14 protein-coding genes are annotated in these 18,797 nt (G+C 65.2%); 12 read left to right on the top strand and 2 right to left on the bottom strand.

Annotated elements, in window-relative coordinates; all coding sequences use genetic code 11:
- Positions 1–213: 213 nt before the first annotated feature.
- Positions 214–1,017 (bottom strand): helix-turn-helix transcriptional regulator, encoded by an 804-nt coding sequence (locus LHL23_RS15700; RefSeq protein WP_226430592.1) that lies wholly within the window; start codon positions 1,015–1,017, stop codon positions 214–216.
- A 223-nt stretch (positions 1,018–1,240) separates the two neighbouring features.
- Between LHL23_RS15700 and LHL23_RS15695 the strand changes: the two genes are divergently transcribed.
- From LHL23_RS15695 to LHL23_RS15665, 7 genes are all read left to right on the top strand, one after another.
- On the top strand, positions 1,241–2,803 hold the full coding sequence (locus LHL23_RS15695) for an ABC transporter substrate-binding protein (RefSeq protein WP_226430591.1): 1,563 nt from the start codon (positions 1,241–1,243) through the stop codon (positions 2,801–2,803).
- A gap of 111 nt (positions 2,804–2,914) precedes the next feature.
- Positions 2,915–3,853 carry an ABC transporter permease gene (locus tag LHL23_RS15690; protein WP_226430590.1) on the top strand — a complete coding sequence of 313 codons (939 nt, stop codon included), beginning with the start codon at positions 2,915–2,917 and terminating at the stop codon, positions 3,851–3,853.
- 14 nt (positions 3,854–3,867) lie between these two features.
- Positions 3,868–4,725 (top strand): ABC transporter permease, encoded by an 858-nt coding sequence (locus tag LHL23_RS15685; protein WP_222506576.1) that lies wholly within the window; start codon positions 3,868–3,870, stop codon positions 4,723–4,725.
- Positions 4,722–5,702 (top strand): ABC transporter ATP-binding protein, encoded by a 981-nt coding sequence (locus tag LHL23_RS15680; RefSeq protein ID WP_226430589.1) that lies wholly within the window; start codon positions 4,722–4,724, stop codon positions 5,700–5,702. Before LHL23_RS15685 ends, LHL23_RS15680 begins: the two co-directional genes overlap by 4 nt.
- Positions 5,699–6,622, top strand: a complete 924-nt coding sequence (locus LHL23_RS15675; protein ID WP_222482153.1) for an ABC transporter ATP-binding protein — start codon at positions 5,699–5,701, stop codon at positions 6,620–6,622. The genes LHL23_RS15680 and LHL23_RS15675 overlap by 4 nt, the downstream gene beginning before the upstream one ends.
- Positions 6,623–6,660: 38 nt before the next feature.
- A complete protein-coding gene (locus LHL23_RS15670; RefSeq protein ID WP_226430588.1) occupies positions 6,661–8,286 on the top strand; it encodes an amidohydrolase in 1,626 nt (541 codons plus the stop codon).
- Positions 8,283–9,776 (top strand): M81 family metallopeptidase, encoded by a 1,494-nt coding sequence (locus LHL23_RS15665; protein ID WP_413229480.1) that lies wholly within the window; start codon positions 8,283–8,285, stop codon positions 9,774–9,776. Before LHL23_RS15670 ends, LHL23_RS15665 begins: the two co-directional genes overlap by 4 nt.
- An 18-nt stretch (positions 9,777–9,794) precedes the next feature.
- Here the strand turns inward: LHL23_RS15665 and LHL23_RS15660 are convergent, their stop codons facing one another.
- Positions 9,795–10,244: an Lrp/AsnC family transcriptional regulator gene (locus tag LHL23_RS15660; RefSeq protein WP_222482156.1), complete on the bottom strand. Its 450-nt coding sequence runs from the start codon at positions 10,242–10,244 to the stop codon at positions 9,795–9,797.
- 388 nt (positions 10,245–10,632) lie between these two features.
- On the opposite strand from LHL23_RS15660, the gene LHL23_RS15655 reads away from it, so the two are divergent.
- The 5 genes from LHL23_RS15655 to LHL23_RS15635 all read left to right on the top strand — a co-directional run bounded on the left by LHL23_RS15655 (position 10,633) and on the right by LHL23_RS15635 (position 18,587).
- Positions 10,633–12,882: a methyl-accepting chemotaxis protein gene (locus LHL23_RS15655; protein ID WP_226430586.1), complete on the top strand. Its 2,250-nt coding sequence runs from the start codon at positions 10,633–10,635 to the stop codon at positions 12,880–12,882.
- Positions 12,883–13,526: 644 nt separating this feature from the next.
- Positions 13,527–14,318, top strand: a complete 792-nt coding sequence (locus tag LHL23_RS15650) for a cyclase family protein (RefSeq protein ID WP_226430585.1) — start codon at positions 13,527–13,529, stop codon at positions 14,316–14,318.
- 22 nt (positions 14,319–14,340) lie between these two features.
- Positions 14,341–14,844, top strand: coding sequence for a MarR family winged helix-turn-helix transcriptional regulator (locus LHL23_RS15645; RefSeq protein WP_226430584.1), 504 nt, complete (start codon positions 14,341–14,343; stop codon positions 14,842–14,844).
- A gap of 39 nt (positions 14,845–14,883) precedes the next feature.
- Positions 14,884–17,046 carry a thiamine pyrophosphate-dependent enzyme gene (locus LHL23_RS15640; protein ID WP_226430583.1) on the top strand — a complete coding sequence of 721 codons (2,163 nt, stop codon included), beginning with the start codon at positions 14,884–14,886 and terminating at the stop codon, positions 17,044–17,046.
- Positions 17,046–18,587 (top strand): indolepyruvate oxidoreductase subunit beta family protein, encoded by a 1,542-nt coding sequence (locus LHL23_RS15635; RefSeq protein WP_226430582.1) that lies wholly within the window; start codon positions 17,046–17,048, stop codon positions 18,585–18,587. Before LHL23_RS15640 ends, LHL23_RS15635 begins: the two co-directional genes overlap by 1 nt.
- Positions 18,588–18,797: the final 210 nt, after the last annotated feature.

The following is an 18,797-nucleotide window of genomic DNA, read 5'->3' as shown; positions in this document are numbered from 1 at the left end:
CGCGCCCTGCGCGAGTTCAACAGCCACATCGCCGCCGTCGCCTATCCGGTGCTCTACCGCAACGGACAGCTGCTGGAGACACGGCTGATCGAGGAGATGCCCGAAGGGGACGAGGACGCCCTGGAGGGAACCGGCCGCTGACCGCACCCGGGTCAAATTCCTTGACCAAGGAATATGCCAAAACTTTTGCGGAAAAGTTTTGGCCGGCGCGGTTCAGAGCAGGACGCCTCCAGCCATGTCGGGAAGATCCTCTTTGGCCGCGGATTCCAGGTAATTCCTGACGGTCGGATCGATCCGCGTGCTGCGCACCGGGTAGACGCCGCAGGCGGCAATCGCCTCGCGCGCCGACACCCGCTCATCCAGCCGTTTCCAGATCGCCCGTGCCGCATAAGGGCGCGGGAACGGGCGCCAGGCCACGCCCATGGTCATGCCGCGCAGGTATTTCAGCTGCTGCCGGTGCGCCGAGAACAGGATGGTCTGCGCCACGCTGCCCTCGTGGGCGCGCTCATGCTCAGTGATGAACAGCCGGTTGCCGCGCTGGGTCACCATGCCTTCGTAGCGCGAGATTTGCCGGATGCTCTGCGCTGGATCATGGGCGATTTCCAGGTTGCGCGACAGGATAAACCCGTCCTTCTCGATGAAACGGGTCAGCGAGCAGAAGATCCCCTCGCCCCAGGAGGGTGTCCGGAAATAGGCATGGTAAAAGCCCAGATAGCGCTTCAGATTGCGCTGCTGGCCGCGGAAGGGCTCCAGAAAACTGTCGCTGGGTCCCGGCGGCGTGGAGCGGGCGGCGTCGCTGAGCTGGGCCTCGAATTCCGCCTGGGGGGCAAACAGCCGCGCCTCGGGAATCTCGAAATAGCGGGCAATGCGTCGCAGGTTATGGGCTGCGGGCAGGCTGGAGCCGTTGAGGTAGCGATTGAACTGCTGCCGGTTGATTCCGACCTCGCGGCAGATTTGCGCAATGCTGCCATGTTCTGCGCAGAGCGAACGCAGGTTTTCAGAAAAATTTTCCGGCATGGCCGATTTCCTTTCGCGAACTGACGCGGGGATGATGCATACCGCGCCGGTTCGCGCATGTTTGCACAGTTCCTCAATCCGCGAAACAGGCGTTTTCTGTAACCAAGCCGTCTGGACTTGGGGAAACCGAAACCTGCTGAAAGGCCCGCCAAGGGCCGCGCCGCGAGGCGCAAGCAGACCGGAGGAGCACAGGCGGAGCTGATCTGATCCAAGGGAGGACACCATGAAGATCGAATGGACCAAGACGGCGCTGGGACGCCGCGGATTTCTGAAGGGCGCCACGGCGCTGGGGGCGGCGGCGGCGCTGCCCATGGGCCTGGGCAACCGCGCCATGGCGGCGGAAGACGGCACCCTGCGGGTGCGCTCCTACGGCGACATGCAAAGCATCGACCCGGCCTTCTCCAAGGGCGTGATCGACGAGGAAATCCATGCCTCGATCTACAACAAGCTGATCCAGTACAAGCCGGGCCGCGAATGGGACTGGCAGATGGACGCCGCTGCGATGATCGAGCAGGGCGACGACACCCACATCAAATTCGCGCTGCGCGACGACATCGGGTTTACCAATGGCTTTGGGGCAATGACTGCCGAAGACGTGAAATTCAGCTTTGAACGGATCGTGGACGAGGCCACCGACAGCCCCAACAAGCCCGACATGGGGCCGCTGAGCCACGTGGAAGTGACCGGCGAACGGGAAGGCACCATCGTGCTGAAAGAGCCCTTTGCGCCGCTGTGGTCCATCGCGCTGCCCTATATCACCGGCAACATCGTGTCGAAAAAGGCCTGGGAGGCCGCAGGCGGCAAAGCAACCACCGATCCGCTGGCGGAATCCGGCCCCTACCTGCGCGACAGCTGGTCGCCGAAGGAAAAGACCGTGCTCAAGCGCAACCCGGACTGGAAGGGCGAAGCGCCGGCATGGGACACCATTGAGATCCTGCCGATCGACGATGAAAACACCGCTGAAATCGCCTTTGAAGCAGGCGAGCTGGATTTCACCCGCGTCTCGCTCGGCTCTGTCGAGCGTTACCGCGCCGGTGTGCCGAACGGCGGCACACTGCTGGAGTACCCGTCGCTGTATTATGCATGGCTCGGCATGAACCTGGACCACCCCAAGCTGCAGAACAAGAAACTGCGCCAGGCGATCCAGCACGCGATTGACGTGCCTTCGGTCCTGGAAGCTGCCTATTTCGGTGCCGTCGAGCCCTCGACCGGCATCATCGCGCCGGGCCTGGCGGGCCACCGCCCGCAATCGCTGGTGCCGCCGCAGGCGGATTTTGCCAAGGCCGCGGAGCTCTTGGCGGAATCCGGTGAGACCAACGTCACGCTGAAGCTCGACACGCTAAACAAGACCACCTTCACCACCGCGGCGCAGGTGATCCAGGCGACGCTGGCGCAGATCGGTATCACGGTTGAGGTCAACGTGCTGGAATCCGGTGCCTTCTGGGCCAGCGCCGACAACGAGGACCTGCAGCTGGTGCTGAACCGCTACTCGATGACCCCGGACCCGTACTACGCGACCTCCTGGTTCACCACCGATCAGGTCGGCCACTGGAACTGGGAGCAATTCAGCAATGAGGAGTTCGACAAGATCCACGCCGAGGCCTCGCAGCTGACCGACCTGGCCAAACGGGACGAAATGTACCGGCGGGCGCAGGATCTGATGGAGGAAAGCGGCGCCTACCGGTTCCTGACCCATGAGGCGACGCCGGTGATCCACTCGGCAGGTGTTGTGCCGGCGCTGCGGCCCGACGGGCTGGCGCTGTTGCGCTACTTCGGCAAGGCCTGATCCTCCCCTCAGGCCCGGTCCTCCCCCCGGGCCTGACCTGGCACGGCTGCAGTATGCGGCGCAGCCGTGCCGTTTTCATCCGCACCGCGAGACCAAGGGAGCCATGCGGCCATGTTACTTTATGCAACCCGGCGGTTCGGGCTGGCACTGCTGATCCTGATCGTGGCGGTCACCGTCATGTTCCTGATGATCCGCGCGGTGCCCGGCGATCCGGTCCAGATCATGCTGGGCCCGCGCGCCACGCCAGAGCTGCAGGCGCGGCTGACGGCGGAACTGGCGCTGGACCAACCGATCTGGAAACAGCTGCTGATCTTCTACGGCAACCTGGTGCAGGGCGATCTGGGAATCGACGTGTTCTCGGGCCGGTCGGTAACCGCGATTGTCTTTGAGCAGCTGCCGCACACGCTGGCGCTGATCTTTGCCTCGATCATCTGGTCGGCACTGCTGGGCATTGGGCTGGGTGCCTATGCCGCGGCGCACCCCAACACACTGATCGACCGGGTTGCTGCCGCGCTTTCTGTCAGCTTTGTCGCCGCGCCCGCCTTTGTTGTTGCGCTGCTGTCGCTGCTGATCTTTGCGGTGAACCTGCAGTGGTTCCCGGCCATCGGCGCAGGCGAGGGTTTCTGGGGCCGTCTTGACCACCTGGTGCTGCCCGCCTTTGCCATCGGCCTCAGCTGGGTCGGCTATATCGCCCGGCTGGTGCGCGCCTCGATGCTGGAGGTGATGGGCGAGAGCCATATCCGCACCGCCCGCGCCTTTGGCATTCATGAACGCCGGGTGGTGATGGTCTATGCGCTGCGCATCGCCATCCTGCCGGTGGTCACGGTGATCGGCGTCGGCATGGGGTTCCTTTTGTCCTCCGCCGTCTTTGCCGAGATCGTCTTTGCCCGCCCCGGCCTGGGCAAGCTGGTGATCGACTCGATCACCACCCGCAACTACCCGATCGTGATGGGATCGGTGCTGATCTCGACCGGCCTGTTTGTGGTCTCCACCGCGCTGGCTGATCTGATCAACGCCTGGCTCGATCCCCGTGCCCGCACGGCAGCATAAGGAGGGCGTGAGATATGGCAAAATCCCGTTCCGAACTGGGCCAGATCGTCACCGGCGTCGCCCGCGACCCGCTGGGGCTGATGGGGCTGATCATCGTCGGCACCATCGTGTTCTGCGCAATCTTCGCCTATTGGATCGTGCCCTTCGATCCGGTTGGCATGAACATCAAGGACCGGCTGCAGGGACCCTCTTGGACCCATCTTCTGGGCACCGACCAGTTGGGCCGCGATACGTTTTCCCGCGTGATTGCGGGCGGCCAGGTGGCGCTGCAGGTTGCCCTGCCGGCTGTCTTTGGCGCCATGGCCATTGGCCTGACGCTGGGCATGATCGCAGGTTATGGGCCGAAATGGCTCGACAACCTGCTGATGCTCCTCTTTGACACCATCCGCTCCTTCCCGACCGTGATGTTTGCGCTGGCCGTGGTGGCGCTGGTGGGGCCGAGCCTGCAGACCGTTGTGTTTGTGGTCATGGCGACCTCGATCCCGACCTATGGCCGAGTGGCGCGGACCCAGACACTGACCTTGCGCAATTCCGAGTTCATCCTGGCCGAACGCTCCATGGGCGCCAGCATGAAGCGCATTCTGGGCGTGCACATGCTGCCCAATATCGTCGGCGTGCTGGCGGTGCTGGCGGCGATGGATATCCCAACTGTGATCGCGCTGGAGGCGGGGCTGTCCTTCCTCGGCCTCGGGGTGAAACCGCCGACACCCAGCTGGGGCGCACTGCTGAAGGACGGTTATTCGCTGATCCGCCAGACCCCCTGGCTGGTGGTGGGCGGCGGACTGCCGATCATCCTGGCAACCCTTGGCTTCACCTTCCTGGGCGAGTCCCTGCGCGATGTGGTTGACCCGAAACTGAGGAAACAGCGATGACTGATACGCTTCTGGAAATCGACCGCCTCAGTGTCGACTATGAGACCGCCCGCGGTGACCTGAAGGCCCTGCGCGATATCTCCTTTGACGTCCGCAAGGGCGAGATTGTCGGCATCGTCGGTGAAAGCGGCTGCGGCAAGTCCACCCTGATCTCCTCGATCCTGCGGCTGACCGCGCCAAACACACGGTTCCGCCAGGGCGAGGTGCGGTTCAAGGGCCAGGATCTGCTGCAGCTGCCGGAGCGCAAGATGCGCGATCTGCGCGGCGCTGACATCTCCATCGTGTTCCAGGACCCGATGCAGACCCACAACCCGGTCTTGTCGATCGGCCAGCAGATGTTGGATATCCAGCACCGCTCCAAGGCGTCCAAGGCCGAAAAACGCGCCCGCGCAGCGCAGATGCTCGGCGCGGTGGGCATCCCTGACCCTGAGGCGCGGCTGGACCAGTTCCCGCACGAATTCTCCGGCGGCATGCGCCAGCGCATCGCCATCGCCATGGCGCTGATGTCGGAACCGGACCTGCTGATCGCGGATGAGCCGACCACGGCGCTGGATGCCACGCTGGAGGTGCAGATCATCGAGCGCCTGCAGGAGCTGCAGCAGCAGTTCAACTGCGCCATCCTGTTCATTTCGCACCATCTGGGCGTCATTGCCGAACTCTGCGACCGGGTGGTGGTGATGTATGCGGGCGCCGTGGTCGAAAGCGGCGAGGTGCGCGAGATTTTCCACGATCCCAAGCACCCCTACACCCGCCGCCTGATCGACTGCGACCCGGGCCACATCAAGGAGCGCGCCCGCGTGCTGCCAACGATCCCCGGCGAGGTGCCGGACCTGGCCAACCTGCCCGGCGGCTGCATCTTCCGCGACCGCTGCGACCAGGCGATGCCGCGCTGCGAGGCTGAGGTGCCGCCGCTGACACAGCTGAAAGACGGCCATCACGCCGCCTGCTGGCTGAACCACAAGGAGGCCGCAGAATGAGCCTGCTGGATGTCAAAAACCTGAAAACCAGCTATGGCCCGGTCAATGTGCTGGCCGGTGTCAGCTTCACCGTGGAGCCGGGCGAGACCTATGCCCTGGTGGGCGAGAGCGGCTCTGGCAAGACCACGGTGATCCGCGCAATCGCCGGTCTTGCCCCGGCGCAGGAGGGGTCGGTCAAATTCGACGGCCGCGAGATCCGCGGCGCCTCGGAACGGGAGTTGCGCCCCTTGCGCAAGGACATCGCGATGATGTTCCAGGATCCGGTCGGCAGCCTGTCGCCGCGCCTGACGATCCGCAGCCTGATCACCGAACCCTACCGCATCCAGGGCATGAAAGACCGCGATCTGGACGCCGAAGCCAAACGCCTTCTGGAGATGGTGAACCTGCCTGCGCATTTCGCCGACCGCTATCCCTATCAGCTGTCCGGCGGGCAGGCACGGCGGGTGGGCGTGGCCCGGGCACTGGCGCTGGAGCCCAAGCTGATCCTGGCGGATGAACCCACTGCGGGGCTGGACGTGTCGGTGCAGGGGGAGCTTCTGAACCTGATGAACGACCTGCGCGAACGGCTGGGGCTGGCGATGGTGATTATCACCCACAACCTGAACGTCGTGCGCCACGTGGCCGACCGGATGGGCATCATGTACCTGGGCCGGCTGGTCGAGGAAGGCACCACCGAGGCCATCTTCAAGGAGCCGCGCCATCCCTACACCCGGTGCCTGTTGTCGGCGAACCCGGAACCCGACCCCGATGCCCGGCTGGAGCGCATCGCGCTGAAAGGCGAGCCGCCCAGCCTGCTGCGCCGACCCAAGGGCTGCGAGTTCCGCGAACGCTGTCCCTTCGCGCAGGAGGTCTGCAGTCAAACCCCGCAATGGGAGGTCGAAAACGGCCACGGGTTGCGCTGCCTTGCGCCCTTGAGCTGACGGCTCTCCGCCCGAAACCCCTCAACACCTGAAAGACCATGACCAGCACATTGTACTTCAACGGCGCTGTCCTGACGATGGACGCGGCCAATTCCTGCGCCCAGGCGGTGCTGACCGAAGGCGAGATCATCCGCGCTGTTGGCCCTGAGGCGGACCTGCGCGCGCAGATGCCTGCGGGCACCGATGAAGTGGATTTGAGGGGCCAGACCCTGATCCCCGCCTTCATCGACCCGCACGGGCATTTCCCCGATCCCGGCTTCATCCGGCTGTTCCGGGTCAACCTGGCCTCTGCCCCCAGCGGCGACTGCCCGGATATCCCCACCGCGCTGGACCGGCTGCGGGCCAAGGCAGCCGAAACCCCTGCCGGGGAATGGGTGATGGGGGTGCTGTTTGACAATACCGCCATTGCCGAGGGCCGAATGCCGACACGCGCCGAGCTGGACAGTGTCTCAACTGAGCATCCCGTCTGGGTCATTCATGCCTCCGGCCACAACGGCGCGGCCAATTCGCTGGCGCTGGAGCGCCGCGGTGTCAACCGCGACACGCCCGATCCCTTGGGCGGCCGCTTTGGCCGCGACCCTGATACAGGCGCGCTGACCGGGCTGATCGAAGGCCTGTCAGCGATGGGGGAGATGGGCGATACCGATTTTCTGATTGACCGCGACCGCTTCTGGGCCGGGTTCAACAGCTGCCGCGACGAGTACCTGGCGCATGGCGTCACCTACGCCCAGAACGCCTGGGCCACGCGGGATATGCTGGAGCATTTCGCCTCGCTGCCCGCTGATCAGGACCCCGGATATGACCTGATGCTGCTGCCGATCGGGAAACTGGAACCAGCGCTGAGCAAAGGCCCCGATGCGCTGGACTGGCCCGGCAACCCGCATTTCACCCTTGGGCCGCGCAAGCTGTTCACCGACGGGGCGTTCCAATTGCAGACCGCCTTGCTCAGCGCGCCGTACCACAAGCCGGTGGATCCGGCGCACCCCTGCGGAATGTCTTATGCGGATACCGCCGAACACCGCCGCGAAGTGAAGAAGCTGCATGATCTGGGCTTCCAGATCCACTGCCATTGCAACGGCGATGCCGGGGCTCAGATGTTCATCGACGCGGTGGCGGCGGCGCTGCAAGACAATCCGCGCGCCGATCACCGCCACACCATCATCCACGGGCAAGCCTTGCGTGACGACCAATTGCAGCAGATGGCAAAGCTCGGCATGACCGTCAGCTTCTTCCCGGCGCATGTGCATTTCTGGGGCGACCGCCATTACGACACCTTCCTGGGGCCTGAGCGGGCAGAACGGATTTCCCCTTGCGCGTCGGCAGAGCGGTTTGGCGTGCGCTACACTATCCATAATGATGCCTCGGTAACGCCGACGCGGCCCATCCACCTGGCCCATTGCGCGGTGAACCGGCTGACCGCCAGCGGGCGGCGGCTGGGCGAGGCGCAGCGGATCAGCGTTCTGTCAGCTCTGCGCGCCCAGACAATCGACGCCGCCTGGCAGGTGTTTCAGGAAGGCACCCGCGGCTCCATCGAACCGGGCAAGCTGGCGGATTTCGCAATACTGAACCGCAATCCGCTGGAGGACCCGGACGCCATCGAAACCACCAAAGTCGCCCGCACCATCCGCCGCGGGCAGACTGTCTGGGGGCAGGAACAGGCATGATGCAGGCCAAACCGCGGATCGCCATTGCGGGCTTTCAGCATGAAACCAATTGCTTCGGCACCACCAAGGCCGGGCTGGCAGAGTTCGAGATGGCGGATTCCTGGCCAGCCATGCTGCGTGGCGACGCGGTAATCGCCGAGACCCGCGGCATGAACCTGCCCATCGCAGGCTTTGCCAGCGCGGCAGAGGAGGCGGGTATGGAACTGGCCCCGATCCTGTGGTGCGCGGCGGAACCCTCGGCGCATGTGACCGATCACGCCTTTGACACCATTTGCGGCATGATCCTGGACGGGCTGCGTGCCGCCGGGCCGCTCGATGGCATCTTCCTCGACCTGCACGGCGCGATGGTGAGTGAAAGCCACCCCGACGGCGAGGGCGAAATCCTGCGGCGGCTGCGCGCCTGGGCTGGGCCGGAACTGCCCATCGCGGTCAGCCTCGACCTGCACGCCAATATTTCGCCTGCCACCGTGGAGCTGGCGGACTACATCGCGATCTACCGCACCTACCCGCACCTCGACATGGGTGAAACCGGCGCCCGCTGTGTCCCGGTCCTGCAGCACCTGCTGGCGGGTGGCACGCTGCACAAGGCGTTCCGGCAGATGGATTATCTGATCCCGCTGCATGCGCAGTACACCAGCGCTGCACCGGGGCGGGAGCTGTATGCCGTGCTGCCGCCGCTGGAGCAGGCAGGCGTGCTGGCGGACATCGCGCTGGGATTCACCGCGGCGGATTTCCCGGACACACGACCCTCCTGCGTGGCTTATGCCCGGACTGCCGGGGCCGCTGCGCAGGCCGCGGACCATATTGCCGGCCTGTTCGCCAGGCTGGAGCGGCAGTCCAGCCACCCGATGCTGACGCCGGAGCAAGCGGCGGAACTCGCCTGCCAGCCGCACAGGGGCAAACCGGTGGTGCTGGCGGATGTGCAGGACAATCCGGGCGCAGGCGGCACATCCGACACCACCGGCCTGCTGGCCGCGCTGGCCCGGGCCGGGGCGCAGCGCGTGCTGATGGGGCTGTTTCATGACCCCGCGGCCGCCGCGGCTGCACATGAGGCGGGGCAGGGCGGCAAATTCCGCACAGCACTTGGCGGACGCTCAGGCGCGGCAGGCGACCAGCCCTTTGACGCGGAATTTCAGGTTCTCGCGCTTGGCGACGGCCGCTGCCGCTATACCGGAGAGATGTACGGCGGCGGGGTGGCCGCGCTTGGCCCGACGGCGGCGCTGCGGCTGCTGGGGACCGGGGCGGACATCACGCTGGTGGTGACCAGCCTTCGCAACCAGTGCCTGGATCTGGCGCATTTCACCCATATCGGGCTGGAGCCTGCAGAATACCGCACCGTCTGCGTCAAAAGCACCGCCCATTTCCGCGCCGATTTCGAGCCGCTCGCCAGCGCCGTCCACCCGGTTGCCGCACCGGGAGTATTCCCCTGCGATCTGCGCACGGTGCCCTACAGAAACCTGCACCCGGAGGTCCGGACCGCTCCAAAGTGAAACCTGGCGCGGCCCGGATCACAGTATATCGAGCGAAACCTTGACCCGGTCCATCACCACCGAGGAGGTGAACCGGCTGACATTGGATTCATCAAAGAAGTATTCCTGCGTGAAGGTCTCGTATTCCTTGATGTCCTTGACGATGACCACCAGGATAAAATCCGCCTCGCCGGTGGTGTAATAGCACTGCTGGACCTGCGGCGCCTGCCGCATCTTGCGCTTGAAGGCATCCAGGTGCATCCGGCTTTCGCGCTCCAGCACCACCTGCACGATCACCGTCATCTCGCGGCCCAGCTTAGCGGGCGACAGGACGGCGATTTCCTTCGCGATCACGCCGGTATCGCGCAGCTTCTTCAGCCGCTTCTGCACCGCAGGCGCCGACAGGCCAACCTCCTGGCTGATCGCCTCGGCGGTCAGTTGCGCATTCGACTGGATCAGCCGCAGGATGTCGTGGTCTTTTTTGTCCATGGCTGATTTTTGGTCCGGTTTGGCGGGAATGACAACGTGAAAACCCGCCGCAGGCGCCGCCAGGCAGCCGCCGCGGCTTGCTTTTGCGGAAACTTCACTGATGTGAAGTCACCGAATGTGAACACGGCCCAGCCTGCCGGTTTGCGTCAGCCCCGGCGCCCGCGAACCAGGATCCATTGGGCAGAATAGCCTTAGCGTAAAGGGCTTGCTGCCAAGAAACCGCCGCCCCGAGGCACGATTCAAATTTGCGGCATCATTTCCGCGGAAATTCCGGAAAACTTCATTTGCGGGCCGTTCACGGTACACACTTTCTTCAGGACTTTCCGGGTTAAGTCTCCTCAAGGCCCCGGTCTGCCCGGGCGCCAAAGACCGCAGGAGACCCTGGCCAATGCCCCGACTGACGAAACTGCCGCTGAAACTGAAACTGCCGCTGATCATGGTGGCGCTGACGGGTGTCTTCCTGGTCACCGTGTCGGTGCTGGTCTATTCCATGGCAGAGCGCAGCATCCGGGAAAACGCCTTTGCCGCCCAGGAGATCGAGGCCAAGTCCGGCGCCCAGGCGCTGGCGTTCCTGATCAAGGCCGCGCGCTCGGATGTGTCCAGCCTGGCAGGCCAGCCCGCGGTTTTCCGCGCGATCAGCAATTTCGAACGGGTGATCGGCATGGTCGAGGAAGAGGACCCCATCGCCTATCTGAAACAGACCTATGCCGCTGGCAACCCCAACCCCGCAGACCAGCGGGAGGAGCTGACGGATGCGGGCGACGGCTCCTATTACAACCAGTCGCATGTCACCTACCACCCGACCTTCCTGCAAAGCCTGCGCTTGAACGGCTATCAGGACCTTTACCTGATCACCCCCAAGGGGCAGGTGGTCTACTCGGTCAAGAAGCAGGGGGATTTTTTGACCGGCATAGAAGAATCCCCGGGCAGCGGCCTTGCGCAGGTGTTCCAGACGGCGCTGGAGGCTGAGGCAGGCAGCGTCGCGGTGGCGGACTTTGCCGCCTACAGCCACAGCGCGGATGCTGCCGCCTTCATGGCCGCGCCGGTGTTCGCCAAGAATGGCAAAATCGCCGGGGTGATTGCCATCCAGCTGGGCAGTGCGGGCATCATCAAGGCGCTGACCAGCAACCTGTCGGGCGGCACCCACCAGAACATCTATGTGGTCAGCAGCGACGGGCTGGCCCGCAGCCCGTCCTCTGTCGGCGGGCTGTTCCCGGTGCTGCAGCAGATGCCTAACACGCCGCAGATCCAGGCTGCCAAGGCGCGTGAAGCAGGCCAGTTTGCGGGGGTTGCCTCCTCGCTGGGGGAACGCGCCATTGCCCAGGTGATGCCGCTGGACCTGCCGGGTTTCGACTGGTCGCTGGTGCTGGAAACCGATGAGCACACCGCCTTTGCCGTGGTGGAGCGCATCCGCATGATCGCGGCCGCGATGATCGGCGCCGCGCTCCTGGCGGCGGTTGGCGTCTCCTGGCTGGCGGCGCGCAGCGTGACCCGCCCGATCCACGCCCTGCGCGAGGCCACCAATGCGCTGGCCGACGCCGATTACGACACCGGAATCCAAGGCCTCGCCCGCGGCGATGAGCTGGGCGACCTGGCGCGCAGCCTCGACACGTTCCGCGGCAAGCTGAAAGAGGCGGATGAGGCCGCCGCCCGCGAGGTGGAGGCCGCCCGCCACACCGCCGCCGTGGTCGAAAGCATGAGCGCGGCCCTGTCGGAACTGCAGCGCGGCAACCTGGCCTGCGATATCCAGGCACCGTTCGACGGCCACTACGAAACCCTACGGGAGAACTTCAACCGCAGCCTGGAGCGGCTGCGCGGCTCCATGGCTGAGGTGGTCGGCGCCGCCGGAAACGTCGGCCGCTTCTCCGAGGAGCAGCGCGGCGCCGCCACCGAGATGGCGCACCGCACCGAAAGCCAGGCCGCCACGCTGGAGGAAACCGCAGGTGCCATCCGCGAGCTGACCGGCGGCATCCGCGACACCGCCGACCGCGCAGGCCGGATGGACGAAACCATGCGCGGCGCCCGCAGCGAGGCGGAGCAGAGCACCGACGTCGTGACTTCCGCCGTGGAGGCCATGGACCAGATCCAGCAGGCCTCGGCGGAGATTTCCAAGATCATCAACATGATCGACGACATCGCCTTCCAGACCAACCTCTTGGCGCTGAACGCAGGCGTCGAGGCCGCCCGCGCAGGCCCCGCCGGCGCAGGCTTCGCCGTGGTTGCCTCCGAGGTGCGGGCGCTGGCGCAGCGCGCGTCCAACGCCGCCGGCCAGATCAAGGGGCTGACCTCCGCCAGCGAGGAGCATGTCGCCAACGGCGTGGCCATGGTGGGCCGCGCAGGCGATGCGCTGACCAGCATCATCGAGCAGGTTTCGGCGGTGTCCGGGCTGGTGACGGAAATTGCCGACGGCGTGCGCGCGCAGTCGCGCGGGCTGGAAAAGATCGACGGCGCCATGCATCAGCTGGACAGCATGACCCAGCAGAACGCCGCCATGTCGGAAGAGGCTGCCGCCGCCAGCCAGCTGCTGCAGAACGAATCGCAAAGCCTGACCGACATCGTCGGCCGCTTCGATCTGGGCGGCGCCGGAGCTGCTCCGGTTCACGGGTTCCAAGGCGAACCGCACCGCCTGACCGCCTGAAGACGCATTCCCCCGGCGCCTGCCGGGGGAAACCGCTCAGCAGAACCCGGCGTTAATTTTACATAAGTCTGATTACAGGCCGCATTCCTTTTTCCTGATCCGCTGCGTACTCTTTCGGAATGCCGCAAGATTGGGGCGGGTCTTTCATCGCCGCAGAATACGCCTGCGGCCACGCTCTGCTCTCGCTCTATGAAATTGGTTTATTGTCCGCTGGACAGCGCACCTGAATCTTCGCTCTGCGGTGCGCTGGCGGCTGTCCTCAAAGAGACAAAGATGCCCGCGGGGCCGTCAACCAAGATCAATGGCAGCAACTAAATAATTGCAAATGCATATTGTTGGACTGGCAGCGGGGTGCCCAAAGGGCAGCGCTGCTCGCACATGAAAACTAGAATCCGCACCCTGGAAGCCGCGGAAACCTAACCAAGCGCACATCTTTTAAAGAATTTTCGAGCCTGTTCGCCTGCTACGCGGCCCAGTCCGGGCACCCGCTGCTAGCCGCAAACAATGCATCCACAACCAAGGCCACGCTGCGGCCCCGGGAATTAAACCTCTTGGAAATTTGCAAATACATGTATATTCCTCGTGGAAGTGCTTCACCAAAAGCACGAAGCGGCGTTCAGACCGCGCGCAACAGGAGAGAGAACATGACTGCAGCCAATGCACTGGACGGACTGGGCGCGATGATCCTGTCGGGAGAAGTCGAAGTGGTGGACTGCTCCGGCACCTTGGGGCCCGAGACGCCGATCCTGCGCCTGCCGGAGGATTTCGCCAAAAACACGCCCAGGGTCGAGATCCACAAGATCAGCGAATATGACGAGGACGGCCCGTTCTTTGCCTGGAACTGGATGGTCTTGGGTGAGCACTCGGGCACCCATTTCGACGCCCCGCACCACTGGATCACCGGCAAGGATCACAGCGACGGCTACACCGATACGCTGGACGTGCAGCGCCTGGTGGCGCCGGTCAATGTGATCGATTGCTCCAAGGAGAGCAGCGAAAACCCCGATTTCCTGCTGACCGCCGGCCACATCAAGGCCTGGGAGGCGGAACACGGCGACATCGACGCCGGCGAATGGGTGGTGATGCGCACCGACTGGGACAAGCGCGCGCATGACGAGGACGCCTTTCTGAACGCGGATGAAACCGGCCCGCACAGCCCCGGGCCGACGCCGGATGCGGTGGAATATCTGCTGTCGAAGAACATCGCCGGCTGGGGCAGCCAGTGCATCGGCACCGACGCAGGCCAGGCCGGCGCGATGGAGCCGCCCTACCCGGCCCACAACCGGCTGCACCGAGACAACTGTTTCGGCCTTGCCTCGCTTGCCAATCTGGACAAGCTGCCGCCCAAGGGCGCGCTGCTGATTGCCGCGCCGCTCAAAATCAAGCGCGGCACCGGCAGCCCGATCCGGGCCCTGGCCCTGGTACCGCGGACCTGAGGCTGGCAGAAAGGACAGATGCATGACGGCAGACAAAACCGCAGCCCCGCACACACCTGCAGAAGAGAACAAACCCTTGCCGCGGCTGGGGGAAATCGGGCTGGAAAACTTCCCGCCCTACCTGATGAACCGCATCATGGGCCGCTACAACGCCGCGCTGCGCGCGGAAATGGCCGCGCATGGGCTGACCACCGCCAAGATGCGGACGCTGGCGGTTCTCTCGGTGCTGGACGGGCTGCTGATCCGCGACCTGTCCGTCTATGCTGTGGTGGAGCAATCCACCCTCAGCCGCGCGCTTGACGCACTGGAACGCGACGGGCTGATCGAGCGAAAAACCGATCCCGACGACAGCCGCGCCACCCGCATCTTCATGACCCGGCAAGGCCGGGAAACCCACGAGGAGCTGTGGCCGCATGTGGCGTCCGCCAGCGCGCAGATGTTCGACGGCATCAGCCCGGACGAACAGCGCTCCTTTACCGCCACGCTGCAGAAGATCCTGCGCAACGTGCGTGTGAACCCGTTCTGACCCCGGAAACATTGCTCCGGCACATCCAAGGAGGCGCCGATGGCCGAAAGATCATTCAAGGCTGAGGTCGAGCATCTGCGGAAGGGTGCGGGCAGCACCTTCACCGGCGAGGGCATTCTGGCCATCACCAAGGCGCTTCTGGAAAACGGTGTCGGCTACGTCGGCGGCTATCAGGGGGCGCCGATCTCGCATCTGATGGATGTGCTGGCCGATGCCGAGGACCTGCTGGGTGAACTCGGCGTGCGGTTCGAGGCCAATGCCTCCGAAGCGGCTGCCGCAGCGATGCTGGCCGCCTCGGTCCATTATCCGATCCGCGGCGCGGTCACCTTCAAGGGCTCTGTCGGGGTCAACGTCGCCTCCGACGCGCTTGCCAACCTGGCCTCCTCCGGCGTCAATGGCGGCGCCATCATCATCGTCGGCGAAGATTACGGCGAAGGCTCCTCGATCATGCAGGAGCGGTCCTATGCCTTTGCGATGAAATCGCAATTCTGGCTGCTCGACCCGCGCCCGAACCTGCCCTCCATCGTCAAGTCGGTTGGCGACAGCTTTGCGCTGTCGGAGGCCTCGAACACGCCGGTGATGCTGATGGTGCGGATCCGCTCCTGCCATGTGACAGGCAGCTTCGCGTGCCGCGACAACCAGCGCCCGCCGCTGACCGTGCGCCAGGCGCTGGCGAACCCGCAGCGCGATTTCAGCCGCGTGGTGCTGCCGCCGATGTCCTATCAGCACGAGTGTGACAAGATCGAAAACCGCTGGCCCGCGGCGGAGAAGTTTATCCAGGAGCAGGGGCTGAACGAACGCTTCGGCCCGCCGGAGGGCAAGGCCGGGCTGATCTGCCTGGGCGGCATGTACAACAGCGTAATCCGCGCCCTGCAGCGGCTGGGCCTCGCCGATGTCAGCGGCAACACCGATGTGCCGCTTTATGTGATGAACGTGGCCTACCCGCTGGTGCAAAGCGATCTCCTGGATTTCTGCGAGGGCAAGGAGGCGGTGCTGATGATCGAGGAGGGCCAGCCCGAGTTCATCGAGCAGCAGCTTGGCGCCATGCTGTTCAAGGCGGGCAGCCGCACCAGGCTGGAGGGCAAGGGCATCTTTCCCAAGGCCGGCGAATACACCGGCCAGGTGATGCTGGACGGGCTGGACGGCTTCTTCCGCAAATACGCCGCCCACCTGCTGCCCGGCCAGGTGCGGGCGCCGAATGTGCCGCGCCCCGAAATCCCCGACCTCAGCCAGACCGTGCCGATCCGCCCGCCGGGGTTCTGCACCGGCTGCCCGGAGCGGCCGATCTTTGCCTCGATGAAGCTGGTCGAGCAGGAACTGGGCAAGCATCAGATATCCGCCGATATCGGCTGCCACCTGTTTGCCGCGCTGCCGCCGTTTGAAATCGGCGGGCAGACGATGGGCTACGGGCTGGGTCCTGCCTCGAACGCGGCCTTCGACGGCGGCGGCGACAAGCGCGCGATCTCGATCATCGGCGACGGCGGCTTTTGGCACAACGGGCTCAGCAGCTCGATCGGCAACATGGTGTTCAACAAATCCGACAGCGTCGCGATCATCGTCGATAACTACTATTCGGCGGCGACCGGCGGACAGGACATCCCGTCGAGCCGGGCAAAGAACGCCACCAAATCCACCAACAACACGATCACCAAGGCGCTGGAAGGCGCCGGCGTCAAATGGATCCGGCACATCGACCGCACCTATGACGTCCCCAGGATGCGCGCGGCCATCCGCGAGGCGCTGACCACCGGTTACGGCGGCCCCAAGGTGATCGTCGCCTCCTCGGAATGCATGCTGAACCGGCAGCGCCGCGAAAAGCCGCTGCGCAGCCAAGCGGTGAAGGACGGGGCGCGGGTGGAAATCCCCCGCTTCGGCGTCGATGAGGACGTCTGCACCGGCGATCACGCCTGCATCCGGCTGTCGGGCTGCCCCTCCCTGTCGCTAAAGAAGCTGGATGATCCGCTGCGCGACGACCCGGTGGCCCATATCGACCAGTCCTGCGTCGGCTGCGGCAACTGCGGCGAGGTCGCGGATGCCGCGATCCTCTGCCCCTCCTTCTTTGAGGCCCGCGTGGTGCATAACCCGGGCGGGTTTGAACGCTGGGCGGCCGGTGTCCGCCGCCGCCTGATTTCCTGGCTGCAGGCCCGCCGCGCGGCGCGGCGCCTCAGTTTTACCGGCGCAGCACCCAAGGAGACTGCCTGATGTCCATCGAACTTCCGGTCACCGCGGGGGGCAAACTCCTCGTCCAGGACAGCGTAATCAAGCTCGCCATTCTCGCTGTGGGCGGCCAGGGCGGCGGGGTGCTGACCAACTGGATCGAGTCCCTAGCCCGCAGCCAGGGCTACAGCGCCCAGGCCACATCGGTGGCCGGCGTGGCGCAGCGCACCGGCGCCACCATCTATTATGTCGAAATGGCGCCAGGCGATGTGCCGCATCCGGTGTTCTCGCTGGCGCCGGCCCAGGGCGACGTGGACATCATGATCGCCGCCGAGATGATGGAAGCGGGCCGCGCCATCATGCGCGGCTTCGTGACCCCGGACCGCACCACGCTGATCGCCTCGACCCACCGGGCGCTGGCAGTTTCTGAGAAGATGGTGCCCGGGGATGGCATGGCGGACGCGGAGGAGGTGCGCGCCGCCGCGGAGACCGCAGCGAAAAAGCTAGTGATGGCGGATATGGAAAGCGCTGCGCTGCAGTCGGGGTCAGTGATCTCCGCCTCGCTGTTCGGTGCCCTGGCAGGCTCAGGCGCCCTGCCCTTCCCGCGCGCGGCGTTTGAGGACGCGGTCCGCGCAGGCGGCAAGGGGGTCGAAGCCAGTCTGCGGGCCTTTGCCGCCGGGTTCGAGCTGGCAGAGCATGGCGAACGGCCGCAGCCCGCCCCCGCCGAAGAAGCACCGGCAGAGCCTGCCGGCCCGGACAAGGCTTTGCGCGCTTGGGGCGATCTGATGGAACGGGTGTCCAAGTTCCCGGCCAGGGTCCAGGACATGGCTGTGCCGGGGCTGCGCAGGGTGGTGGACTTTCAGGACACGGCCTACGGGGCCGAATATCTGGACCGGTTGCAGAACGTGCTGGACCGCGACAGCGCCGACAAGGGGTATGAGCTGTCCCGCGAGGCGGCGAAATACATTGCCGTTGCAATGGCCTATGATGACGTGATCCGGGTGGCCGATCTCAAGACCCGCAGCAGCCGCCTTGGCCGCATAGAGCTGCAGATGGGGTCGCAGGGCAAATTGATGACGCTCACCGACTACCTGCATCCCCGCGCCGAGGAGATCGCGGGCCTGCTCCCCGCCCGCCTGGGCGCGCGGGTGGAAAACAGCCCGAAATGGATGGCCCGCCTCGACCGGCTGTTCAGCAACGGCCGCCGCATCCGGACGGACAGTTTGCGCGGGTTTGTGCTGCTCTTTGTTCTCGGCGGTTTGCGCAGCTGGCGCCGCCGCAGCCTGCGCCACGCGCAAGAGCAGGCGCATCTGGACGCATGGCTAGCCGCAGCACTCGGCTACCTGCCGCAGAGCTATGGCATGGCGGTTGAGGTGATCCGCTGCCGCCGCCTGATCAAGGGCTATTCGGACACGCACGCCCGCGGCCTTTCCAAATTCGACAAGGTGATGCAGGGCGCCCGTATGGTGGCAGCCCGCGAAGACGGCCCGCAATGGGTGGCCCGCCTGCGCGAGGCCGCTCTCAAGGACGAAAAGGGAGAGATGCTGGACGGCGCGCTCAAGACCATCCAGAGCTTCACCGCCTGACCGGCCCAGCCGCCCCGCTGAACCTGTTTCCGCGGCAAGCTGCGGCGTCCGTTATCAGCCCTGCGCAAGCTGCACCGGGCAGCGCTGAGACGTGCGCGCAACAGGCTCAGGCAAGCGTCTGGCCCGCCCTCCGCAAGCCGTCCGATGGTGGGGAAAACCCGAATCACCCGGCCTGCCAGCCGCTCAAAACAGCAGCGCTTGAAACTTTTT

The sequence above is a fragment of the Leisingera sp. McT4-56 genome (genome assembly GCF_020514995.1).
Lineage (GTDB): Bacteria > Pseudomonadota > Alphaproteobacteria > Rhodobacterales > Rhodobacteraceae > Leisingera > Leisingera aquaemixtae_A.
Note: the sequence above shows the minus strand (reverse complement) of the source record. Positions and strands in the feature narration are given on the sequence as shown.

What these genes read in the sequence shown, in the direction of transcription:
- LHL23_RS15700 (WP_226430592.1), bottom strand. Translation starts at nt 1,017, where the DNA reads ATGCCGGAAAATTTTTCTGAAAACCTGCGTTCGCTCTGCGCAGAACAT.
- LHL23_RS15695 (WP_226430591.1), top strand. Translation starts at nt 1,241, where the DNA reads ATGAAGATCGAATGGACCAAGACGGCGCTGGGACGCCGCGGATTTCTG.
- LHL23_RS15690 (WP_226430590.1), top strand. Translation starts at nt 2,915, where the DNA reads ATGTTACTTTATGCAACCCGGCGGTTCGGGCTGGCACTGCTGATCCTG.
- LHL23_RS15685 (WP_222506576.1), top strand. Translation starts at nt 3,868, where the DNA reads ATGGCAAAATCCCGTTCCGAACTGGGCCAGATCGTCACCGGCGTCGCC.
- LHL23_RS15680 (WP_226430589.1), top strand. Translation starts at nt 4,722, where the DNA reads ATGACTGATACGCTTCTGGAAATCGACCGCCTCAGTGTCGACTATGAG.
- LHL23_RS15675 (WP_222482153.1), top strand. Translation starts at nt 5,699, where the DNA reads ATGAGCCTGCTGGATGTCAAAAACCTGAAAACCAGCTATGGCCCGGTC.
- LHL23_RS15670 (WP_226430588.1), top strand. Translation starts at nt 6,661, where the DNA reads ATGACCAGCACATTGTACTTCAACGGCGCTGTCCTGACGATGGACGCG.
- LHL23_RS15665 (WP_413229480.1), top strand. Translation starts at nt 8,283, where the DNA reads ATGATGCAGGCCAAACCGCGGATCGCCATTGCGGGCTTTCAGCATGAA.
- LHL23_RS15660 (WP_222482156.1), bottom strand. Translation starts at nt 10,244, where the DNA reads ATGGACAAAAAAGACCACGACATCCTGCGGCTGATCCAGTCGAATGCG.
- LHL23_RS15655 (WP_226430586.1), top strand. Translation starts at nt 10,633, where the DNA reads ATGCCCCGACTGACGAAACTGCCGCTGAAACTGAAACTGCCGCTGATC.
- LHL23_RS15650 (WP_226430585.1), top strand. Translation starts at nt 13,527, where the DNA reads ATGACTGCAGCCAATGCACTGGACGGACTGGGCGCGATGATCCTGTCG.
- LHL23_RS15645 (WP_226430584.1), top strand. Translation starts at nt 14,341, where the DNA reads ATGACGGCAGACAAAACCGCAGCCCCGCACACACCTGCAGAAGAGAAC.
- LHL23_RS15640 (WP_226430583.1), top strand. Translation starts at nt 14,884, where the DNA reads ATGGCCGAAAGATCATTCAAGGCTGAGGTCGAGCATCTGCGGAAGGGT.
- LHL23_RS15635 (WP_226430582.1), top strand. Translation starts at nt 17,046, where the DNA reads ATGTCCATCGAACTTCCGGTCACCGCGGGGGGCAAACTCCTCGTCCAG.